Consider the following 24,245-nt stretch of genomic DNA (forward strand, 5'->3'; position numbering starts at 1 on the left):
AAGAAGTCCTTAAAAATTACTTTAAAATAATGGTCGATGAGGCTGGGAGGGTGATTTGAATATTCCCGTCAACACGCTTCACCTTAGTTTTTCCACCGTTAGAAAATAATCGTTTGTTGCCTTTGACTGTTGGATCAGTTATGGTTACTGTGACTGTTTCCTTCGACAGATTGTGCAAAACGAGCACGGAATCTTCCTGATAATTTCTGGTATAACTTATCACCCTGCTGTCGCCGGTTTTTACTTCGTTAAGATCCCCTTTCGTTAAAGCTAGAGAGGATTCACGAACATGAATCAAATCTCGATAATGATTAAGTAAAGAATCCTTGTCTTTATCTTCTGATTCAACAGAAACAGCAGTGGTTCCCACGTTATAACGCGGTGCTTCCCAAGTTGTTTGGCCTTCGCCATCCCCTTGATACCAGCGGAACGGTTCACGTTTATATTCATCCGGCCCCTCACCAAGCATACCGATTTCTTCCCCATAGTAAATGTACGGATTACCTGGCATTGTCAGGAGTATTGATGCTGCCATTTTCGCTTTATCCATGTCTCCGTTCAGCACCGACATGGTCCGTGCTTGGTCATGGTTGGTTAAAAACGGTGCATCAATCACTGATGTACTAAAACTTTGATAGAGATCAAGGGTGTTCGCTTCAAAGGAAACTAGTCCATTATCTACACCGGATTTCACGGAATCTACAATTTTTCCCGCAAGGTCAAAATTGAAATTGGAGTCCAGTGCCTGATAGTATGGTGCGATATTATTTGGACGATCCCAAACTTCTCCGACCAAATAAGCATCCGGTTTCACTTGTTTTAACCCTTGACTGAACTCTTTTAATAAGGCAACGTTTTTATCCGTCTCGCCTGTATAAATATGCATGGCCGCATCCAGTCGGAATCCATCAGCACCTTGTTTCAGCCAAAACTGTCCAATATTGATGGCTTCTTCACGCACTTTTGGATTATCGTAGTTCAGGTCTGGCATTGCTTTATCAAATACGGCATAATAATAGTCTCCTGAACCGGGATAACTTTCCTGCCAAACCTGTTGACCCCAAGGTCCTTTTTCGTTTATATCCGTATCTTTGTCCGCCCAAATATAATAATTTCTATATGGGCTGTTCTTGTCTTTCATTGCTTCCTGGAACCAAGGATGCTTGCTGCTCGAATGATTCAGCGCAAGATCCAGGATGATTTTAAGTCCACGCTTATGTGCTTCATCGGCCATATGACGGAAGTCTTCAAGCGTTCCATATTGCGGATCGACATTATAGAAATCTGTCGCATCATACTTATGGTAAGTTGGCGATGGGTAGATCGGCATTAGCCAAACAGCGTCAACACCTAAATCTTTTTTCGTATGACTATTTCCGTCGTTTAAATAATCCAGCTTATGAGTTACCCCATTAAGGTCGCCATGACCATCTTCATTTGAATCATAGAAAGAGTTGACAAATAGTTCATAATAGACACCAAGATTATCGTTTGCACCAGCAGATGGCTGATCTTTTGCCAGCACTGCAGGCGCAGCGCTGAATAATAAACTCGCTGTCAATATTAGAGAGAGCGGTTTTTTCATGTTCACATTCCTCTAATCTTATTGAATTTGTAGTTTTCCTGACAAGTCAGCTGGTATTTTTACATAAAGTACTGAAGCGTCATGATCGAAATAGTAGCTGTTTTCTTTTAATGAATCCAGACTGTCTGCTTTCGTATAGTCTTGATTTTTAGCTTTGATTTTCTTTGGTTCTTCTGCTTGATTTAATTTCAATGTATACGATTGAAGTGCTGAATCGTAATTTTGAACCTTTTTGTTTTGTTTAAATTCAATGTGATTTCCTTTTTTAGCTACATAGAAGTCAGTCACATTAAACTCGCCGTTATTTTCGTCAAGCGTTTTACCATCATCTTCATAGAAACTATAAGTTGCTTCATTATCTAAATAAGTATCAAGCGTAAGATTTGTTAACTCGTTCTCACCAGTGTGCTGCTGTATTTCACGAGTCGGAATAATCGAGTCCTTTTTCACAAAAATCGGCATATAGTCTAAAGGAGCATTGATATTGATTGTTTGTCCGCCCTGATATTCTTTGTGATCCCAGAAGTTCACCCAAGTTTCACCTTGAGGCAGGTATACATCGCGGGATGTTTTACCCTCAGCGACAACTGGAGCAATCATCATTGAATCGCCAAACATAAACTGATCATCGATATTATACGTGCCTTTATCCTTTTGGAACTGATAAACAAGTGGCTGTTGAACAGGTTTCCCAGTTTTTGCAGCGTCATTAAAGGCATTGTACAGGTAAGGTAGCAACTGATAGCGCATTTCAATATATTTTTTGCTGATCTTTTCAACATCTTCACCGAATGACCAAGGTTCCTGATGATAGCTTCGATCACTCCATTGATCGTAGTGAACACGAGCAAATGGCAAGAATGAACCGAGCTCAATCCAGCGTGCAAATAGTTCAGGATTTGCCTTGCCGCCAAATCCGCCGATATCATTTCCGACAAATGCTGCTCCTGATAGACCAAGATTCATATTCATCGGTACAGACATTTGCAAATGTTCCCACGTGCTTAAACTATCCCCTGTCCATACAGCAGCATAGCGCTGAGTACCAGCAAACATATCGCGAGTAAGGATAAACGGTCTTTCATTTGGCTTGCTAAGCTTCCATGCGTTATATGTCGCTTCGTTTTCCAAGTGTCCGTATAAATTATGGAATTCTGTATGAAGCACTTTATTCCCTTGATCATCTTCCCCATAAGAATCGAGCGGCAATGTATGGAAGAATCCATCCCCATCATTAAATACGGCAGGTTCATTCATGTCGTTCCAAATCCCATCGACACCTTTGTCGAGAAGAGAGGATGCAGTATGTCCAGCCCACCAGTTGCGTACATCGCTTTTTAGAAAATTAGGAAATGCTGAATTTCCTGGCCAAACAGGACCGATATAAGGTGTTCCATCTGCTTTTTTCACCCAGAAATCTTTTGCTGTTCCTTCATTGTAAATGGAATATTGATCATCTTGTTTCACTCCCGGATCATTGATAGCTACGGTGTGAAAACCTCCCATATTTTCAATTTGATCAAAAGCATTTTTGAACGGGTCGTTCCACGTAAAGACTCTATAGCCATTCATATAATCAATATCAAAGTTCAGTGTATCGAGCGGAATTTTTTTATCACGATACGTTTTAGCAATGCTGGTAAGCTGTTCAGGTGTATAAGCCCATGCACTTTGTTGAAGACCTAACGCCCATTCCGGAGGCAGATTGATTTTACCTGTTAACTCTGTGTATTGATCCAACACGTGAGAAATATCAGGACCGTTCATAAAGTAGTACGTTAATGGACCGCCATTTGCGTAAAAATAGTAGTAATCATCTGATTCGCTCGCCATTTCGTAGTAAGAACGATAAGAGTTATCGAACAAAATACCATATGCTTTTCCATCTTTTAGACCCATAAAGAAAGGGATGGAAGTATAAACATATTTTGTACTATTGTTATATCCATATGAGTCCGAGTTCCACATTCCTAAACTCTTTCCGCGTTTATTGAATGTGCTGCCTGTTTGTTCGCCGAATCCATAAAAATTCTCATCTTTGGATGTTTTTTTGAAAACGTACGGCTTTCCGTTCTCGTAACCGGCTGTTGCCTCATTATTTAAGTAGTCTTCATTGATAACTTGTCCCTTTTTATCTAGGACCTTAATGCCAAAAGACTGTTCGTTTACAACCACTGTGATTTCGCTTGACTTCAGTGTGTACTTCCCGTCCTTTTCTGCAGCTGTAAACTTAGGAGTCTTCCAATCTTTCTTCTGAATGGCTGGTGAGTCTTTTTCTTGCGTACCTTCAGGAAGAATAGAAACTTTGATCATATCCTCAGATAACATATGGATATAACCATCATAGTTTCCTAGATCAAATTTAACACCGTCTTTGATTTTTTCTGTATCATTCACAGAAAGTTTTTGTAAATTATTCTTATTTAAAGGTGTATCTGGCTCCGGCTGTGCAGCGGAAGCTGGTGATATTACAGTCGATAACCCCATGATTAAAGCAAGTGACAGAGAAGCGATAACTTTAATTTTTGGTTTTAGAATGGACAATGACATTTACCTCCAACGAAATATAATAAAAAAACTCCAAAGGGAACCGGTTACCTTGGCTTGCTCTTAAATTAGCAATTAATGGAGCCCGTAACAATCGGGAAAAACTCCTACGAATATTTGAATGCACTTTTACATCAAAAAATGCTAAAAAAGTAGTTTTAAATAAAAGCATCAAAAAACAACATAGACATTGATTGCGCCTTGTTTTTGTTAATCCATTTCCATGTGGCAGATCACGTCTAGTTTTTAATAAATAGAAAGGATAATTTCAGAAAAACATAGACCGAGAGTACTATAGGACTTTGCTCTTTGTTTATATTCGTTTGAATTGTCACCATTTTTCTTCTCGTGTTTCCCTAAAAATAATACACTTATAAAAAGTAAAATTACCATATTAAGTATTAAATTAAAAATAATGGGTTTTTATCATTCGATTTTATGTTCCATTATCAGTGTTCTATTTTTCTCTTTTTGTTCAAAATAGAACACTTTGACATATAGTTGAAAAAAAAATGATATGTTAATTTTAAATAATAGGATAGACAGACATATTTTCTACAAAACTTAATTGGTCAAATGCCCTTTTGACCATTACAATAAAAAAAGGAAGATATGAAAGGCGGGGTTTTATGGTAAAACAACTTTTATGGCGAAAAAGCTTTTCATCTAAGATTATCGTTGCCTTTCTGCTTGCATTTTTAATTCCGACACTGTTTACTTGTTTGTCTTTCTACTTGGAGTCTAATTCCATATTGAAGAATAATGTGCGGATATCGACCATACAAATTGCTAAACAAACAGCAGATTCTCTCTCTTCCATTTTAAACGTTGGCATGGATTCCTCTGATTTTATCAGCAGTGATCCAAATATTCAGGATGCCGCTTTACAATTGAAGTATACTTCAGCATCCGAACAGAGGAAGAATTCCAATTATATAAATTCGCTCTTAAATAATTATGTTTACTCCAACTCCTTTGTCAAAATTGTTTATGTATTAAACGAGAAGGGAAATGGTTGGGGAAGCGGTACTTTTTCTGAAAAAAACCTAAAAAGAATACAACTCTATAACCAAAGCTGGATCAAAGAAGCCAAACAAAAGGATGGTGCATTGGTTTGGCAAGGAATTCAGTATGATCCTTTCGACGGCGGTGGTATAAATACCGATTTAGTTCTTCCCGTCAGCAGGGTGCTTAAAAATTTTGATTCCATGAAAAATATCGGGTTTGTTCAAGTTCACTTGGATGGGAGAACGATTCTCAAAACGATTGGCCAATTGAAACTCGGCAAAACAGGAACGTTTTTCGTTGTTGATACGGAGGGAAGAATCATGATAGATTCTAATCTTCATTTAATCAACAAAAAGGTGGATAACCCTGATTTATATAGGTATGTAGTGCAAAAGGATGCTGAAGAATTTGAATTTAAAATAAATGGTGTTCCCTACTATGGTGTCAAACAGCTTCTCAGCAATGGCTGGATGCTTGTAGGTACCGTTCCCGTGAATGAAATCAGCGGACAGTTGGACAGTCTGCAAAATCGGATTTTATTCTACTCTGCTATTTTTTCCTTACTTGCATTCTGTATTGGACTTTTCTTTGCAGCAAGGGTGACAAAACCAGTAAAACAGCTAACAAAAAAAATGATGAGCGTGCAGCAAGGAGACTTAAAAGTAAGAACAGATGTCCAATCTTCTGATGAAATTGGCTTTTTAGGGGAACAATTTAACAAAATGCTTTATGAGATTGAAAATTTAATGCAGCAGGTGGAAATGGAGCAAAGTGAAAAATATCATGCGGAACTTCGAGCAGTTATGCATCGAATCAACCCTCACTTTCTATTTAATACACTCAGCACTCTCCGTTGGCTTATCGATTCGAAACAAAACGACCGTGCTTCTTTAGTATTATCAGCATTAACTCATCTATTAGAAGCGAATATGGGGAAAAGCGGAAGTATTATAACTGTAGAAGAGGAACTGAATATTATCCAAAAGTATTTGGTTATATTGGAGCTTCGCTATGAAAAAAACTTTCACCTTCAACTGCATTTGGAAGCGGGAATAGAACAGACTCCTATCCCCCGAATGCTTCTGCAGCCTATAGTGGAAAATTCCATCTTTCATGGCATAGTGCCAAAAAATATAGATGGAGAAATCACCATTTTGATTCGTTCCTATCATGTTGATGGATTAGAATTGCTTATAACCGATAACGGGCTAGGAATCAATAAAGATAAGCTGCAGGAATTGAATAACCCAAAGACTGCTTTAGAAAAAGGAAAAGTTGGAATCGGGCTGCGCCATATTTTTGATACGCTCCGACTATATTATCCAGATAATTGGGATTGGGCTATTTCAAGCTGTCCAAAACAAGGAACAACAATTCGAATCCTGTTAAAAAAATTAGCAGAGCAGGGGGAATAACATGTATAAAATTCTTATTGTAGATGACGAGCCTGTTATCCGTAAAGGAATCTCTTCTTTTATTGAATGGGAAAAAGAAGGCTTAACAGTTGATGACAACTACGCAAATGGCTTAGAAGCACTTGATGCTCTTAAAAAAAATTCATTCGATATTCTCATAACGGATATCAAAATGCCATTAATGAATGGGATTGAACTTATGAAGCAAGCAATGGAGCTTTATCCTTGGCTAAAGGTGATCCTAATCAGCAACTACAGTGACTTCGAATACGTAAAAGAAGGACTTAAACTTGGTGCTGTTGATTATTTGTTAAAATTAACACTTAAAAAAGATGATCTTATTACCGTTCTGCGGAAGTGTATTTCCTCTTTGGAGGAAGAACGAAAAAAGAATTCTGAACTCATTCATTACCAGCAAGACGCAATCTATCTAAACCGCAAAAGAGTCGAACAAGAGATTAAAAGATTGATTGTTCAAGAGAAGATTTCCTCCTCTGATACAAGTTGGGCCCCAGCATGGCTGGAACAGCAATATTCTTGTGTTTATCTTATTCTCGATGGCGCAGAGGAATGGAGAGAAAATCATGGCTATCTCTATGTACAGTTCCTTTTAGAGGAATTGCAAAAAATGTTTTATGAACAAATGGAAGAAGGAGTCGCATTGCTAGTGTCTGAAAGCGGCCTGTTTTTTATCATGCCTAACAGCGACGGAAATGCACAGCACCTCTTTCTCGAGTGGAAACAATTAATAGAAAAGACATGGAAAATTTCCATGTCTGGAGGCTTTGTGACAGAAAGGGAAGCAAGCCATATTCTTGAAGGATTTTCAAAAAGCCATTCAGTCTGCCAAAGACGCTTTTTTGAAGGATTAGGCAGCCTTTATTCTATCCATTCATCCGATTATTCCACGAAGAATACTGTAATTATCAAAAAACAACAAGATGAATGGAAGCCTTTCTTTGATATGATCCGCAATGGAGACCCTGTTTCCTCTGCGATTGAAATTGCTTTTGATCGCTGGAAAAGCGGAGCATTAAATCCAGAACAAGTCAAACAAGAGGCGTGCAACCTTCTTAAAAGAACTTACGAATTAAATGCAGATACCGAAATACTGCTTTCTGAGCAGTTTGAACTTCTTTGTCGTGCTGAAACGCTCGAAAACATGACAGCTATTCTGATTAGTCAACTAGAAGAAATTTGGACACCCATAATACCAAAATTAGCGGATAAAGATTATAATGAGCAGTTGATTATAAAGGCTTTGGAATATATAGCTTCCCATTATACGGAAAATTTGACCCTACAGAGCGTAGCAGATACTGTCCACCTCAGTAAAAGTTATTTCAGTCTTTATTTCAAAAAGAAAACTGGCCGAAACTTTGTTGACTATTTGATCGATCTTCGTATTAGAGAGGCAAAGCGGCTTTTGGTGGAAAATGAAAGCCGCATCTATGATATTGCAACGGCTGCAGGTTTTAATGACGCAAAATATTTTAGCAAATTGTTTAAAAAAGTAACAGGATTAACTCCAAATGCGTACAGGGAAAAGCACCAAGCAACAAAATTGTCGATTTAAAGAAAAGCGGAAGCGCCTTGCTCAGCCCCGAAGAAAAATGTTCGCATGACTCAAAAAGCGTTTTTTACTTTTAGAGGCATGGGGTTATTTTTCACAAGAGATAGGTGCTTGCACTAGACACTCATCTAAGTTGAAAATTTTATATTTTCTTATCTTCTAAAGAAAGGATGATTAACGTTATGTTTTGGCGGTATGTATCCTTCGTACTGATTATACTATTAATGACCGGATGCAGTAACTTTTCCATGATCTCGAATCCAAATAAAGTGCGTAAGCTTCATGACAGTGAAAAACAGATCATCACTTTTTGGCACACTTACAACGATAAAGAAACCGAAGTTTTGGAAGAGAAATTAATTCCTGCTTTTGAGAAGGAGTATCCAAATATTCAAGTACGATCAGTAAACCTAGCCTTTGATATTGAATTAAAGAACAGCTTAATGGCACGTTCCTTTTCCAACCGAGGTCCTGACGTGGTACGAATCAATATATCGTGGATTCCAGAGTTCTCACAGAAAGGTTTTCTAGAACCTTTAAATACGTTCCCAGACTTCGAAAATATCCATAACAGGTTCAATCCAAAATTCATAAATATAGGCTTACGTAATAATATTTATTATTCTATCCCACTCAATATCTACACGAAAGCTGCCATTTTTAATCGTGAAATTTTGGAGAAATTAGGATATTCCAAGCCGCCAAGTACAATGAATGAGGTTCTAAATCTTGCCAGGCAGCATCACTTTTCCATTGGAATGGCTGGTCTAAGTTCTTGGGATAGCTTCGCATACCTATACAGCCTTGGAGGGACTGTAACTGACAAGAACTTCCATAAGGCTTCCGGCTATTTAAATGGAGATAAAACCCTCCATGCAGTGAAGCAGTTAACAGAACTTTACAAAGATAAACTGATTGATCTCCCTGTAGACAAATTGAGTGCTAGAGAAAACTGGAATAGAATGGAATCCGGAAATATGCTAATGGTGGATGATGGACCATGGTTTTATAGTTTATTGAGTGATGCGAGTTTAAATCAGGCTCACAAGTTGACCTTACCTGTACCGTTTCCCAATAATAATCGTCCTGTATCCATAATTGGCGGTGAAAATCTAGTGATCATGAAAGGAAGCAAACATCCAGAGGAAGCGTGGATATTTATGAAGTGGATGACAGCAAAGAAAGCTCAGCTTCTTATGGCACAGACAGGATTGATTCCAACTAATATGGAAGCCGCAAAAATATTAGAAGAATCCGGTAAATCCTACCCTTATTCTTCTTATGTGGAAGCTATGAATTATGCCTTCCTTTGGATATCTGATAAAAATTGGTATAAAATTGATAAGGTGTACACCGATTATTTAATTAAAATATTCGCTGGTGAATTGTCAGTAAAAGAAGGATTAGACCGTGCAGCAGCTGAAATAGATGAGCTGTTAGCAGAATAGAAATATTTTTGGGAAAAGGAAGGATCCTTCCTTTTCCATTTGTTTATTTGTGATACGGTTCACCTTAACATCTCTGCACTGAAATTCCGCTGTCTCCACAAAAAAACCTCATAAAAATTCCATTTTAAAAAAGAATAGTACGAAATCTATAAATTAATACTTTCTACACTTTAACTTTTTGTTATAATATATCGGTAAATTATATGGAAACGTTAAAGACATGACAAACTAGTATTAATTTGTCGCTATAGTTTCAAGCTTAACGCTTGCCAATCCTTCAAAGATTGGTAGTTTTTTGTTTTAGGCTCTGTTAAATTCCCTTGTTGATTTTCAAAAGGTCAGGGAATCTACTCCCTTTCCATAAACAACATTATCGTTAAACAGAGCCTTGTTTTAAAAGAAGAAAAATAGGATAGATTTGGGAGAAGACTGCATGTTTCTAAAGAATGTAACATTGGCAAAAAGAATTAATTTACTTCAAAGTGTGATATTAGCATTAGGATTTATTGCACTAATCTTAACCATTCTAAAAGTTGTTTATGGAAGCAGCCTTCAGAAAGCGGAGCAATATGCCGAGCAAAACTCTCTTTATTATGCAAGACACGTCGAAAATGAATTTAATAAATCCAAAAGGTCACTGGAACAGGTATTAGATACTATAATGCTGCTGAGAGACGATCATTCACTTACACGCGAGCAAGCTAATCAGCTCCTGATTCAACACCTTAAAAGGAATGAGAATGTAGTAGATAACTATATGGTATGGGAATCTAACGCATTTGATGGAAAGGACGAGTTTTATAAAAACAAGCCAGGGTATGATGAGACAGGCCGATTTCTTCCATGGTGGAATCGAATGGACGGGGATATAAAGCAGCAGCCGATTCCTGATTACAATGATCCAAAAGCAGACTGGTACCAGATTCCTAAAAAAACGTTAAAACCTTATTTTTCAGACCCCTATTATTATCCTATTAATGGACAAAAAGTATTAGTTACTTCGCTTATCCTTCCAATTATCGATTCATCCGGAATGTACTTAGGAGTCATAGGCATTGATTACAAGATGTCTACCATTCAAAATATGATGACGGAAATTCGGCCAATGGAGGGTTTTTCAGGACTGCTGACATCTGAAGGAAAATATATTGCTAATAGCCACGATAAATATTTAAATGGACAAGTAAATCCCGTCATTAAGAAGATTTCTCCAGCTTTAAAAGAAGGAAAAACGAAGTATATTTATGATGACTTTGAAGGCAAATCCGTCCTTCGAGTCTATCGATTGATACAAGTAGCAGGAATAGACGATTACTGGCTCTTCGAATCGGTTATCCCACAAGAAAATATTATGAGCGATTTTAATCGTATACTGAACTGGTCTCTTTTCTATGCAGTGATCATTCTTACGATTATGCTAATGATGATTTCTTATTTCATTCGCCGTTCGCTTCTTCCATTAAAACATACCGTTTTCTTAATGGGCGAAATAAGCAAAGGGAATTTTCATGTCAAAATTGATCAAAATCAGTTTACAAAAGATGAGTTCGGTACATTAGCAAAATCCGCTGATAAAATGGCGCGAAACCTTCATGATCTCATTGAAAATTTAGAAGCCCAAAATGAAGAGATTATTGCTCAAAGCGAAGAAATACAAGAACAACAAAAACACAAAGATCAGATTCTTATGGAACTAACTCAAGCTAAAGAAAAAGCGGAGGCAGCCAGTCTTGCTAAAAGTGATTTTCTCGCTAGCATGAGTCATGAAATTCGTACACCGATGAATGCCATTATTGGAATGGCAGAATTATTATATGAAACATCTTTGACGGAAGAGCAGAGATTTTACGTGGAAACGTATAAAAAAGCAGGGGATAACCTTCTGAATTTGATTAACGATGTATTGGATTTCTCTAAAATAGAATCCGGATATATCAAGCTAGAGCAAGCACCATTTGACCTTGAGGAAATGGTGGGAAAAACAGCTGAAATTATGGCGATCCGTGCTCATGCTAAACAGTTGGAGATGTTGATCCACGTCGACTCTTCCGTACCAAAGTTTGTACTTGGAGACGCTGATCGAATACGTCAAGTATTGTATAATCTTATTTCCAATGCAATCAAGTTTACGGAGCACGGTGAGATTGTTGTTTCCGTTAAAAAAGTAGAAAATGAATACCTATTCTCCGTGACTGATACAGGTATTGGAATCCCGCAAGAAAAACTAGCGGCCATCTTTGATAGATTTACACAGGCAGATACGTCCATTACCCGTAAATACGGTGGTACAGGACTTGGATTATCCATTTCCAAAAAGCTGGTCGAGCTTATGGGTGGACACATCGGCGTAGAAAGCAAAGAAGGTAAAGGAAGTCATTTCTATTTTAAAATTCCTTTAAGTCAATCTAGTAGTGAAAAACCAAAATCACTTTTGGATGAAACGCAATTAAAGGGGATTAAAACGTTGATTGTCGATGATAATCTAACCAACCGCATTATTTTACGTGGCTTGTTGGAAAAGTTAGACATGGAAGTCGTTGAAGCTGCAGACGCAGAACAAGGTTTAGAACGATTAAAAACAGCTTCTCAAAATGGAGCTCCTTTCCAACTTCTTCTGTTGGATTATCATATGCCATACGTAAATGGAATTGAAATGTTTGAGAAGATCCAAAAAAATAAGATATCTAAGAATCTAGCTATTATGATGCTTACATCAGATGATCAGCATCAAACGATTAAATCCTGCAAGAAGATCGGCCTACATTCTTATCTCATTAAACCAATCAAAAAAGGCCCACTTATTCAAATGATAAGAGAAACAATCGGACAGCAAACGATTGAAACTAAACCGTTATTCATACCGCAGCCTTCCTTATTGCCAGACACGAAATCTAACTTGAAAATATTGTTAGTGGAGGATCATGAAGATAATCAACTATTATTTACGTCTTTCCTAAAGAAAACGAATCATCAAATTGCTATCGCGGAAAACGGAATTCAAGCTATCAAAATGTTTAAGGCTGATCAGTATAATCTTGTATTTATGGATATTCAAATGCCAACCATGGATGGCTATACAGCGACTCGAGAAATTCGCCATTGGGAACAAACTCATCGGAAATTTAGAACACCTATTGTCGCCTTAACCGCTCATACGTTAAAGGAAGATCGAGATCGCTGCATAGAAGCAGGTTGTGATGATTATTTAACAAAACCTATTAAGAAGAAAGAGCTTCTTGCGTTTATTGAAAAGGCTGTTTTCTAAAAGTTTGTTGTTTTTGATAATAAACATGACTGAAGCACTGAGCAGCCTGAATACACGTAGACTCCTGCTTAGAAAAGCGAGAAAGACGAGACTTGCGCAGGAGCATAGCGGCGAGGAAGCTCGGCACTCGTCCGCGAAAAGCGAAGTGTATTCAGGCTGCGGGGTAAATAACAACAATCTATACGAAAAGAGCCATTGCAAAACAAAGTCGAGGTGAATAAATTGGAGCTAACTAAAGAGCTTTATACAGTACATATAGATATAGATCTTGAAGCACTCATCCCAGGATATTTGGAAAAAAGACAAAAAGATATACAAACAATAGAGACAGCACTTCACTCCGATAACTTCGAAACGATTAGAATGATAGGCCACAGTATAAAAGGCAGTGGAGAAGGGTATGGTTTTGACCTGATCACGGAGATTGGAGCTCAAATCGAATTAGCTGCTATAGAAAAAAATCAAGTACTCATTCAGAAAAGTCTAGAAACTTTGGCAGATTTCTTACATCATGTAGTGGTGGTTTTTTATGAAGAGTAGTTATGAAAATTTAGATCAATTATTTAAGCATATCGAAAAAGCGAATCCTGCTCATGCGGTTTCCATGAACTCGCGTATCATATTAGTGGACGATGATGAAGACTTAAGAAAATTAATTATCCATAAATTTAAAAAATCACCGCTTATTATTGATGAATCGAGCAGTGTACAAGAAGCTAAGCATATGCTATATGAAAACGATTATGAGTTGATTCTTTTGGATCTTATGATGGAGCCCGAATCAGGATATTTCTTGTTCGACTTTTTGAAGCACGATCCTAAATTAAAGTGGATTCCATTGATTGTTTTATCTGGGAGCAACGATATTAAAGACAAAGTAAGATGCTTAAACATGGGAGCAGATGACTATGTAACCAAGCCTTTCCATTTTGAAGATCTAAACGCACGCGTACAACGCATTTTGGCCAGATCGAAGCAGTTTGAACAAATGGCCTTCTGCGACGCGTTAACTGGCATATACAATCGGAGATATTTTGATAATCAGCTTATTATTGAAATGGAAAGAAATAAAAGGTATCCGGCCCCTATCACATTAGCACTTATTGATATTGATCACTTTAAGCTAATTAACGATATATATGGCCATCCTATAGGAGATCAAGTTTTACAGAGATTAGCTTATCTATTAAAACAAAATCTGCGTAATTCTGATTTAATAGCCCGATATGGCGGTGAAGAGTTTGTCGTGCTGCTCTCTAATACCACAGAGGAGCAAGCCACAGTTCTCATGAATAGAATTCTTGAAAAAGTAAGAACATTTTGTTTTGCCGAGGTAAACACTGAAACGATTAATATTACCTTCTCTGCAGGTATTGCCCCTTTAAGTCAGGACCTCAAGGGTCAAGAATGGATAAAAAGGGCTGACACCATGTTGTATCAAGCAAAACAATTGGGACGCAACCGTGTAATGGCATGGAGTGAGCTTCCTGATCTACTATCCGAGGAAAAAGGGATCCTCCAGAAAAAGTTATCCAAAACGATTCTCATCATCGACGCTGCTTCGATGATACACTCTATCTTAGATGTAAACTTAAAAAATGACGCCTTCTCCTTAACGCTATTAAACGTTAAAAACGAGGAGAATGCGATGGTTTATTTAGAACAGTATAAAGTAGACCTTTGTATTATCGATATCGGTCTACCTCAGATGACCACTTTAACATTCTTAGAGAAGATTAAACATAATAGCAGATGGAAGCATATGAAAGTGATGGCACTCACTAGCAGATCTTTAGAACCTACACTTCACAACCTTTCCAACTGGGTAGATGATCATATGGTAAAACCATACTCGATACTAGAATTCAACTTACGATGCAATAAATTGTTAAATTTAATCTAAAATAAAAATGGCTGTTTCCCAATCCTATGGGAACAGCCATTTTCATCATTTTGCTTCTTTATTCTTTTCTCAGCCAAACCATTGGGCTCTCTTAGTAGAACAATTAAACAAAAATATTAAATTATTAGATAATAACACCATTACATCCCTGGATATGTATAATTACCTGACCCATAAACATTAACGTTGTCATATGGATTTGGCTCGTAAGGAGTCGGCTCATATGGATTATTGTTTTCTGGAGATTCTGGATTTTCCGGATATTCAGGTTCTTCTGGAACTGGGCTTGTTTCCTCCGTGCCATTTCCGCTAACGGTGATGGATTCACTCCATAATACTCCTGTGCCTGGGTGATCTTCTCGCTGATATGCTTTAAACATATAATTTCCATCTACAATCTTATCAGGGTTATAAGTTAAAACCTGTGTTTCTCCAGGCGCTAACGGTTGAACAACTCCTGAATAAACAATAACTCCATCCTTTGGATTTCCACTTTCTGACCAGTAAACTTCGTACCTTACTTCTCCTTGCATAGCTTCAGAATCTTCACCATTTTTAATGGAAGCAGAAATGCCATCTGGAGTTTCATCTGCTGTTGTAAAAAATAAGGAGCTTCTATCCCACACTGGTTGACCTTTTTGTTCCTTTTGTTGTTTATCTTTATGTAATTGTTCTTGCTTTGCCTTAGCCGCCAGTGCAGTATGTCCAGTTTGTACGAATGGAAAAACCAACAATGATGCCGTAAGAATTCCAGCCGTTACTTTAGATGCCTTTTTCATCATTCTCCCTCTTTTCATTTGGTTTGATTGAATGGTACTTATCTCTTCATTATTTGCGAGAATATAATAAAGTTAGCAACAAAAGTACTGTTTAACAATAGGAAATAACTCCTAGCAAATCCTTAAAATAGGCCATCATCCTTTTTGGAAACAATTACAATATCTTCCGAAAATAACCTTAAAACTAGCATCAGACTTCGTTTAACATGATGCTTATTATTTCTTTTTACGATACAAAATTCCCACCAGATCGATAACAAAAATAGTTCTATAGAACCAAATAATTTTTATATTGCCATTTCTGAAAGAAACTAGAAAGGCAAAAATCATAAACTAAAATAATGCTGCCTCAAAGAGGCAGCATTATTTTAGTTAAAGATTAGCACAAAAGACAGCCCTAATTTCCAAATGACTTCTATATCAAGTACCACAAAAAGTTCGGTAAGGGGTGGTTGATACAGGTACGGTACAATACTCGGCTTGTTCAGTGAAGTAGGCGTAAGGATTTGAAAGAACAGCCAAAAGCCTTTCCATCACGCTGTAGTCTCCTTTTTCCACTGCAGCTTCTAGCGCCTCTTCCACCCTGTGGTTACGCGGGATGATCGCAGGATTGGTGTTCCGCATCAATTCGTTAGAGGCGTCTTTCGATTCCTGCTGTCTCTCCAGTCTCTCCTGCCAGAGCTTATGCCACTCCGCAAATTCTGATGACCCAAACAAATCCGCATCCTTCAGCGTATTTAAAGTTAATGTGCGGAAGGTATTGGTATAGTCCGCACGATACTTCTTCATCATACTAAGGAGGTCATTAATAAGTGCTTCATCCTCTGCCTCTTCGTTAAATAGCCCCAGTTTTGCTCTCATTCCCGCTAGCCAATTAGATTGATACATTGCAGTAAAGTTTGAAATTATTTCCTGGGCAAGTTTTACTGCCTGATCCTCGTTATCATGCAACAGCGGCAATAAGGACTCAGCGAATCGAGCAAGATTCCATCCGGCAATTACCGGCTGATTGCCATAAGCATAGCGGCCTCGACGGTCAATGGAGCTGAATACCGTTTCCGGGTCATAAGCATCCATAAATGCGCAAGGACCATAATCAATCGTTTCTCCGCTAATCGTCATGTTGTCCGTGTTCATCACCCCATGAATAAAGCCGACCAACTGCCATTTGGCAATAAGCTCAGCCTGTCGCTTAACCACTTCCTCAAGCAGAGCAAGATATCTGTTTTCAGTGGCTTCCACTTCTGGATAATGGCGCTTTATCGTATAGTCAGCTAGGATTCGAATTTCCTCTACTGAGCCCCAGTTTGCAGCGTATTGAAAAGTACCTACGCGCAGGTGACTAGCAGCCACACGGGTTAGAATGGCACCAGGTAGTTCGGTTTCGCGAATTATGGTCTCACCAGTTGTCACCACCGCTAGACTGCGGGTCGTAGGAATACGAAGGGCATGCATTGCTTCGCTAATAATGTATTCGCGCAGCATCGGTCCAAGTGCAGCGCGGCCATCACCCCCGCGGGAATATGGCGTTCTACCTGGACCCTTAAGCTGAATATCCACCCGCTCACCTTGTGGGAGGATGTGCTCACCTAGCAGCACCGCGCGGCCATCACCCAACATATTAAAATGACCAAATTGATGTCCTGCATAAGCTTGAGCAAGAGGCGAAGCATCTTCAGGAATCTGATTTCCAGCAAAAACTGCTGTGCCATCTTCACTTTGCAGCGCCTCAACGTCCAAACCCATGGATGCTGCCAACTCATTATTAAAAATTATCAATTTCGGCAATCGCACAGGAGTTGGAAGAATGCTGGAAAAAAATAATTTTGGCAGACGGGAATAACTGTTGTCAAAGTTCCATCCTTGTTCTTTAGTATTTAGCATAGCTTCTCCTTTCTCTTTCATTTTTGAATACTAATTTTTTTATGTCTTATACATTCTATAAAAGCTTTAAACATCCCTTTTTAATATCTACTTCTGCCTATTTATTATACTATTTTTACATAAAGATAACGCCCTTTTTAGTTAGACTCTGTTAAACTTGCCTGTTGATTTCCGTTTCAGTCGTTCGCTTTCTACGGGCGGTCCGGGAGCATCCTCGACGCTGTGCGCCTGTGGGGTCTCCCTCTGACTCGCTTTTCCCGCAGGAGTCTCACGCCTTCCACTCCAATCAACATAGTGCCAAAATCAACAAGGAGCTTTAACATAGCCTTTAGTTAAAAAATAATCACTAGCATAATGACAATAGCCTAATTAAAAATCAAACAACATACAATTAATCATAACCCTTTCTAATTAGGAGGAAATGATGCATCCAAAACACCAGGTAGTGAAACCCTATTTAATAACACGTAGTTTACAACCCGAAAATCAGGAAACGCCTATTCAATTTGTTGAGACTGATACAATAAATCATCATTTATTTTATAGACGAAACCACTTTTCTTATCCAACAATTTCTTTTTCCAGTTATTTGATTCCAATTAACGGGCTTGTTTCAACACCAAAACTGTTTTCTATCCAAGATATCCTTCAATTCCCTTCGAAAACTTTTAAAGCAGTTCTCGAATGTTCAGGAGACAAACGTAGTTTATTTAAACCAAAAGTATTTGGGGAGCAATGGGAAAAAGGGGCAATCAGCCAAGGGTATTGGAAAGGAATTTCGCTGCGACTCCTTCTGGAACTATGTGGAATAAAAGAAGGGGCAAAAGAATTAGTTGTAGAAGGATATGATCATGGAAAAAGAACGGACTTACATAACGTTTATACTTATGCTAGGAGTTTGCCTATTGAAAAGGCACTTCATCCTGACACCATTATAGCTTATGAATATAATAATCAGCCTATCCCATTCAAACATGGTTATCCATTTAGACTAATCGTTCCACAGTGGTATGCTATGGCTTCGGTTAAATGGATTAAACAAATTACCGTTATTGACTACCCTTTTACAGGTCCCTTCCAATCCATCGACTATGTTTATTATCCTTATAAAGAATCTGACAAAGATACTCAGCCTGTTACAAGAATGAATGTGAATTCCACTATACAAAAACCTTTAGATATGGATATTCTTACTACTGGCAAGCACGTAATTAAAGGAATTGCATGGACTGGAAACGGTCATATAACAAAAGTTGAAATCAGTACAGATAATGGAAATACATGGGCAAGTGTAGAGGTCAATAATACAGAACAGGCAGGTTATGAATGGGTTTCTTGGTCTTATACATGGACAGTATTCAAGAAAGGTGAATATACAATCATGTCAAAAGCAACCGACTCATATGGTCGAGTTCAGCCAATAATGCCTCTTTGGAATAGAAAAGGCTATGGGTATAATGCCATCGATAATATTAAGGTTAAGGTAGTATCATAACATTCTTTAGTGTCCTTTTGTTTTAACTTTCCAATTTTATTTTCTTAAAAAAGAGAGACAATAAAATAAAATAAAACAAAAGGAGTAATTTATCATGAAATTTAAACATCTTTGTAGTATCTTCATTAGCATGCTTTTTCTGTTAACAGCTTGTAACATTAATGATAAAGAAAAAAACAACCATATTAACGAAAATGACACCATCTCCAGCTTACAAACAGGTTTGAGCAGTGATCGTTATCCTCATACTCAACCAGTAAAAGTGCAAGATGCTAAATATGACTTCGAACCCATAGAGAATGACCAAAACATGCAGCAAGATAATAGACAGCAGCCGTTACAAGCTGAAACTCCTCAGAATGTCAGCCAAAATCAAGGGGGAAGCGAATTTGTGACAGCTGTCATTGAATTAACGAATGCAGAAAGACAAAAAAATGGCCTACCTGCTTTAGAGGCATATCCTGAGTTAAGTAATGTAGCAAACGTAAAAGCACAAGACATGAATGAAAAAGGATACTTTTCTCATACGAGTCCAACGTATGGGTCACCATTTGATATGATCAGGGACTTTGGAATTTCCTATCAATCCGCTGGTGAAAACATTGCTCAAGGTCAACAGACACCGGAAGAAGTTGTAAATGCCTGGATGAATAGCGAAGGTCATCGTGCAAACATTTTAGACAATAAGTTCACCCATATCGGAGTTGGATTTGAAGAAGCGGATAATGAATGGGTACAGATGTTTGTAAAAAAATAGAAAACTGTTCATCATGGGGTATTGACCTTAGCCAAAAAATGTTGAACAAAATAAAAGCAGCTACCTATTAGCTGCTCAGATTGTCAAAAAAGTAAGACTGCAAACTTTCATGCTGATTGAAAGCGTTTATCTATCGAGGAACGACCCTTTTTGAGGAGCGGAGTTACCGTTTTTGGGGTAATGAGCACCGCAAAAAACGGGGAGTGACGAAGAGAGCGAACGTTTTTCAACAGCCTGAGCAGCTACTTATTAGCTGCTTTTATCTACATCATATACGATTATGAGAATCAGGTGTCTTATCGTACTACTTTTGGACCCACTAATACTTCTGGACTTTTCCCCATTACTAAAGCGCTTAGATTAGCGTATCCAATTTTTTCATAATCAGCCAGCAGCCTCTTTAAATCTAAAAATTTGCTTTCTACTTTTAGCTTTTCTATTTCTCTTTGATATAAAGCCAATACATAATCATCCTGAACGTTAGGAAGAAATTCATTTGGCTCTTCATCCATAATTAAGCAGCCCATATATTGAAATTTAAATTGTAGCTGACGTGTTAAGTTTATAACATGCAGAAAATTATCATAAATTATTGGCATTGTCTCTTTTAATTCATCAATCTCGCTTTTTGCGTTCATTAATTCACTAAAACTTGATGTTACTAGCATTTAACTTCCTCCTTCAATATAATAAATTATTCATCCCAAGGGCTATTAATAGAAAGTATAGCTACTAAATCTTTGTTTTGCTCTCGCTTAAGCTTTCGTATTTCCGCTCTCTCTTTTCCTGTTTCGAAAAGATATGTTTCTTCTTCTGATTCTGGAATAACAGGCGGCACATTGATTGGCTTTTTGTTTTCATCTAGTGCTACAAAGGTTAAGAAGGCAGTAGCAGCAATTTTTCGCTTTGCTGTAATCATATCCTCAGCAATTACCTTACAAAAGATCTCCATTGAACTTCTTCCTGTATAAACAACAAACGATTCAATACAAACAGAATCACTCTGCAGAATCGGTTCGATAAAGTTGACTGAATCTGTCGAGGCTGTAACACATTCTTTTACTCTTGCACATTTTTGAGCAGAAAGCGTTGCACAAGCATCTAGCTTCTTCATTAATACGCCACCGAATAAAGTATGATAATTATTCAAATCATTAATTAGAACTTGATCATTTTGGATAATACGAGTTTCTTTAATTTTTTTTGTTATCATAAAATTATCACCTTATCCTCGCATCTAATTTACAGTATTAACAACTTCCTTATATATAAAACTCTTTATTAACTATTATAGTGCGCATTTTAAGCGGAAGTACAATGCCAATAAAACATACAGTTCATACGAAAGTGTTATGTAATTGCTTTCAGCGTTAATTAGAAAAGGGGAAGCGCCTTGCTCAGGCCCGAAGAAAAATGTTCATTTGACTCGAAAAGTGTTTTTTACTTTTAGAGGCAAAGGGTTATGTTTCACAGGGACTGACTGCTTGCGCTAGACATTCATCTAACTTGAAACATATAAATTCTGATACTATGAAAGAAGGCTTCCTCCCTTTATGAGGAAACCTTCTTTTACTTAATTATTTTTTTAAAGTCTTTCTTTGAAGAATCGTATAAATTCCTTTGACACCTTTGATAACTGCTCGCCATTTTTCCATATGATAGAAAGATTCCAATCAATCTTTGGATTGGATAAATTTATTGCTCTAACATCAGCGGTCAAATCTGCAGACGTACTTTCAGGCAATAATGTTATTCCAAGATTGGAGGCGACCATTTCTTGAATAAAGTCTAATTGTGATGTTTCTGAAATAATGCTTGGCACAAAACCTTCCTTCTTACAAGCTGCAATAATCCAATCTCGAAGTAAAAAATCCTGATTAAACATGATAAAAAATTCATTCTTAAGTTCTGCCAAGGAAACTGCTTGCTTATTAGCAAGACGATGGGAAGGCGGTACAATAAGCTTTAACTCTTCTTTAACAAAAGAATAATAATCTAATAAATCATGATTGTCCGACACAACCACAACTCCAAGATCAAGCTTATCATTCAACACTTTTTCTTCAATTCGCTTGGATCCATCCTCCACCAATTGAAAAGTTATTTCTGGATATTTTTTATGAAAGGAAGCTATTAATTGAGAGAAAAAAAAGGAGTTAACAATAGAGGGAAGACCAATACGAATATGCCCTTTTTTTAGGCTGGTCAAATTATCCATTTCAGCTTTCAGCAACTGAAATTGCCTATCAAATACTTGTGCGTGTTTATAAAGAACGCGGCCAGCATCTGTTAACTCCAACTTTTTCCTGGAACGAATAAAAAGAGAAACACCCATCTCCGTTTCCAATGATTTAATGATTCTACTGATGGCTGGCTGTGTAATGTATAATTGATCCGCTGCACGGGTAAAGCTGCCTAAACGAGTAACCTCTATAAAATAGAGTAAATGCTTCATTTCCATATTTTCACCCACTTTTAGTTCATTTGGATATAGGTTACCATATTATTCCGAATTTTTCTGCTATTTTACTAGCATAAACGTTGATTAGTCTAGTAAACTTCGCGTAAATTCGGAAGTTTTAATCAGATACGAAGCAAATTTTTTTATCAAAAAACAGAAAAACTGCATAAATAGCTAACCTAGGATTAACTACATACACAGTCTATTATACCTCTAAAATTTCCTCTTAACTAAGTCCGACGCATATATGCACGTACCGTTAGTGGTGCGAAGATTGCCACAATGACAGCAGCGCCAATGAGGGAGACGGTTAAGTCCCAACCCATTGTTCCAGAGTTGGTCATTTCTCTGACGGCTGTTACAAGGTGCGAGATTGGGTTTATCTTCACAAACCACTGCAATGAGACTTGCCGCCAGATCCAATCGGCGACGCATACCGCCAGAGAAATTCTTCAACGGACGCTTCGCTGCTTCCGTTAAACCAAATTCCTCCAGTAATTCCGCGGCCTTACGTCGGTCGTGACTCAGCACGCCCCAGACCTAGTAGTCGGGAGAAGATAATCAGATTCTCCGTAGCGCTGAGGGACTCATCGACCGAGGCATACTAACCAGTCACCCCAATCAATTGACGTACAATCTGCGGCTCCTTCACCACATCGTATCCAAAGATCTTCGCAGAACCTGCGTCCGCACGAAGTAAGGTCGCCAGCATTCTGATTGTCGTGATCTTTCCTGCTCCATTTGGACCAAGCACACCGTAGATAGTACCAGCGCGTACGTTCAGATTTACACCATCAACCGCTCGATTATTGCCAAACGTTTTAACGAGTCCATGCGCTTCAACTGCCCATTCAACATTGTCTGGAACTGTTACTCTGCTGTGTACATAGTTCATTCCAATTCCTCCCTTTTTGTATAACTATAATTTGTATTTGCTATTTTAAAAATGAGCTTACGTTGGGGAATCCCTCCGTCTTACGGCGTATTTTTCATGTCAAACCAAAATGTTCGCCTGTATATGTCTATATAATACCGATTATATAGGAAGGATAGTCCATATTTATGAACTGAATATGAACAATGAATATTGTTGAAATGGATGCACTTCTTTTAATACAAAGAATCTGTCTGACCCCAAATGCATTAAAGTAATACAGAACAGGTAGGCATTCATATTCCCCGAAATCCAGGAACCCTATCAAATATGTATTCTTGTTAATTTGAAAATCTCTACACGCACACATTTCCATATTTCACATAAAATAAATTATCAACTTGACTCAAGGAAGCGTAGGGGAGAACATTGGACAAAATATCTATTGTAACGCCTTGCTATAATGCTGAAAAATATATTATGGAAACCGTTCAGTCGATCATTACGCAGTCGGCCGTAGAATCGGGAAGAGTTGAATTGGAATATATCATCTGTGATGGCGGTTCAACGGATAGAACGATTGAACTGATAAATAGTGTAAATAACGGATTAATTAAGATCATATCTGAGCCTGATACGGGGATGTATCAGGCCTTATCCAAGGGGTTCCAGCTCGCGACTGGAGACATCTGCGCGTATCTTAATGCTGGAGATTATTACTCCAAGCACGCCTTCGATGTTGTTCTCGATCTTTTCGAAACAAAACCAGTTAAGTGGCTTACAGGATTGAATGTAAGCTATAATGACCGTTCACAGTTTGCTTCGTCCTTCCTGCCTTTTAAATACAGAAAAAACTTGCTAAGCTGCGGATATTACGGCATGAAACTCCCCTTTATACAACAGGAATCCACATTTTGGAGCAGTGAATTAAATACGTTGATTGATCATGATTTTTGGCCGACATTCAAGTATGCCGGAGATTATTATTTGTGGCGGCAATTCTCGAAGGTCACCGAGCTAAAAATTGTCGATGCTTATTTGGGAGGCTTTCGTTTTCACGAGGGCCAGCTTTCCGAGAACCTTGAAGCGTATTTCGCCGAAATGCGGTCCATTGGAACGAAAGCCGGTATAAAAGAATTTATCACTCTTCAATTTGACCGGCTAATCTGGATGGGAGACGCGAAGTTAAAGAAACGGCTGAACCGTGATGGGCTGTTTCGGTATAATCATCAGCTGCAGAAATGGGAATGA

At 37.9% G+C, this 24,245-nt stretch carries 16 protein-coding genes and 2 pseudogenes; 9 read left to right on the forward strand and 9 right to left on the reverse strand.

All coding sequences use genetic code 11. The features are described 5' to 3' along the window. Positions 1-16 precede the first annotated feature (16 nt). Positions 17-1,585: an alpha-amylase family glycosyl hydrolase gene (locus ACTYA4_RS12790; RefSeq protein WP_443482718.1), complete on the reverse strand. Its 1,569-nt coding sequence runs from the start codon at positions 1,583-1,585 to the stop codon at positions 17-19. 18 nt (positions 1,586-1,603) lie between these two features. Beyond that, complete coding sequence (locus tag ACTYA4_RS12795) at positions 1,604-4,135, reverse strand: glycoside hydrolase family 31 protein (RefSeq protein WP_445505679.1); 2,532 nt, start codon at positions 4,133-4,135, stop codon at positions 1,604-1,606. Positions 4,136-4,761: 626 nt separating this feature from the next. On the opposite strand from ACTYA4_RS12795, the gene ACTYA4_RS12800 reads away from it, so the two are divergent. From ACTYA4_RS12800 to ACTYA4_RS12825, 6 genes are all read left to right on the forward strand, one after another. Then, complete coding sequence (locus ACTYA4_RS12800) at positions 4,762-6,555, forward strand: cache domain-containing sensor histidine kinase (protein ID WP_443482720.1); 1,794 nt, start codon at positions 4,762-4,764, stop codon at positions 6,553-6,555. A 1-nt stretch (position 6,556) separates the two neighbouring features. Beyond that, positions 6,557-8,131 (forward strand): response regulator transcription factor, encoded by a 1,575-nt coding sequence (locus ACTYA4_RS12805; protein WP_443482721.1) that lies wholly within the window; start codon positions 6,557-6,559, stop codon positions 8,129-8,131. Between the two features lie 245 nt (positions 8,132-8,376). Next, positions 8,377-9,576 (forward strand): extracellular solute-binding protein, encoded by a 1,200-nt coding sequence (locus ACTYA4_RS12810; RefSeq protein ID WP_443482722.1) that lies wholly within the window; start codon positions 8,377-8,379, stop codon positions 9,574-9,576. 433 nt (positions 9,577-10,009) lie between these two features. Then, positions 10,010-12,841 carry a response regulator gene (locus ACTYA4_RS12815; protein ID WP_443482723.1) on the forward strand — a complete coding sequence of 944 codons (2,832 nt, stop codon included), beginning with the start codon at positions 10,010-10,012 and terminating at the stop codon, positions 12,839-12,841. Positions 12,842-13,063: 222 nt separating this feature from the next. Then, entirely contained in the window at positions 13,064-13,381 is a 318-nt protein-coding gene (locus tag ACTYA4_RS12820; protein WP_443482724.1) for an Hpt domain-containing protein, read from the forward strand. Then, positions 13,371-14,744 (forward strand): diguanylate cyclase, encoded by a 1,374-nt coding sequence (locus ACTYA4_RS12825; protein ID WP_443482725.1) that lies wholly within the window; start codon positions 13,371-13,373, stop codon positions 14,742-14,744. The genes ACTYA4_RS12820 and ACTYA4_RS12825 overlap by 11 nt, the downstream gene beginning before the upstream one ends. 140 nt (positions 14,745-14,884) lie before the next feature. Here ACTYA4_RS12825 and ACTYA4_RS12830 read toward each other — a convergent pair whose 3' ends face one another. Next, complete coding sequence (locus tag ACTYA4_RS12830) at positions 14,885-15,526, reverse strand: hypothetical protein (RefSeq protein WP_445505680.1); 642 nt, start codon at positions 15,524-15,526, stop codon at positions 14,885-14,887. 417 nt (positions 15,527-15,943) lie between these two features. Beyond that, a complete protein-coding gene (locus ACTYA4_RS12835; protein WP_443482727.1) occupies positions 15,944-17,407 on the reverse strand; it encodes a protein adenylyltransferase SelO in 1,464 nt (487 codons plus the stop codon). A gap of 421 nt (positions 17,408-17,828) precedes the next feature. On the opposite strand from ACTYA4_RS12835, the gene ACTYA4_RS12840 reads away from it, so the two are divergent. After that, entirely contained in the window at positions 17,829-18,902 is a 1,074-nt protein-coding gene (locus tag ACTYA4_RS12840) for a sulfite oxidase (protein WP_443482728.1), read from the forward strand. Between the two features lie 94 nt (positions 18,903-18,996). Next, on the forward strand, positions 18,997-19,659 hold the full coding sequence (locus tag ACTYA4_RS12845; protein WP_443482729.1) for a CAP domain-containing protein: 663 nt from the start codon (positions 18,997-18,999) through the stop codon (positions 19,657-19,659). Positions 19,660-19,955: 296 nt separating this feature from the next. On the opposite strand, the gene ACTYA4_RS12850 is transcribed toward ACTYA4_RS12845, so the two are convergent. From ACTYA4_RS12850 to ACTYA4_RS12870, 5 genes and pseudogenes are all read right to left on the reverse strand, one after another. Continuing rightward, the gene (locus ACTYA4_RS12850) at positions 19,956-20,327 is read right to left on the reverse strand and encodes a hypothetical protein (RefSeq protein ID WP_443482730.1); all 372 of its coding nucleotides are present in this window, start codon (positions 20,325-20,327) and stop codon (positions 19,956-19,958) included. Positions 20,328-20,353: 26 nt separating this feature from the next. Beyond that, positions 20,354-20,872 carry an acyl-CoA thioesterase gene (locus ACTYA4_RS12855; protein WP_443482731.1) on the reverse strand — a complete coding sequence of 173 codons (519 nt, stop codon included), beginning with the start codon at positions 20,870-20,872 and terminating at the stop codon, positions 20,354-20,356. Between the two features lie 372 nt (positions 20,873-21,244). Beyond that, entirely contained in the window at positions 21,245-22,120 is an 876-nt protein-coding gene (locus tag ACTYA4_RS12860; protein WP_443482732.1) for a LysR family transcriptional regulator, read from the reverse strand. Positions 22,121-22,350: 230 nt separating this feature from the next. Beyond that, positions 22,351-22,521 (reverse strand): annotated as a pseudogene (locus tag ACTYA4_RS12865) (ABC transporter permease); the annotation flags it as partial. After that, a pseudogene (locus ACTYA4_RS12870) lies at positions 22,448-23,015 on the reverse strand (ATP-binding cassette domain-containing protein); the annotation flags it as partial. The pseudogenes ACTYA4_RS12870 and ACTYA4_RS12865, both read right to left, overlap by 74 nt. A 408-nt stretch (positions 23,016-23,423) precedes the next feature. Here ACTYA4_RS12870 and ACTYA4_RS12875 point away from each other — a divergent pair. After that, positions 23,424-24,245 carry a glycosyltransferase gene (locus tag ACTYA4_RS12875; protein WP_443482733.1) on the forward strand — a complete coding sequence of 274 codons (822 nt, stop codon included), beginning with the start codon at positions 23,424-23,426 and terminating at the stop codon, positions 24,243-24,245.

The organism is Niallia yueguangensis (assembly GCF_052663115.1).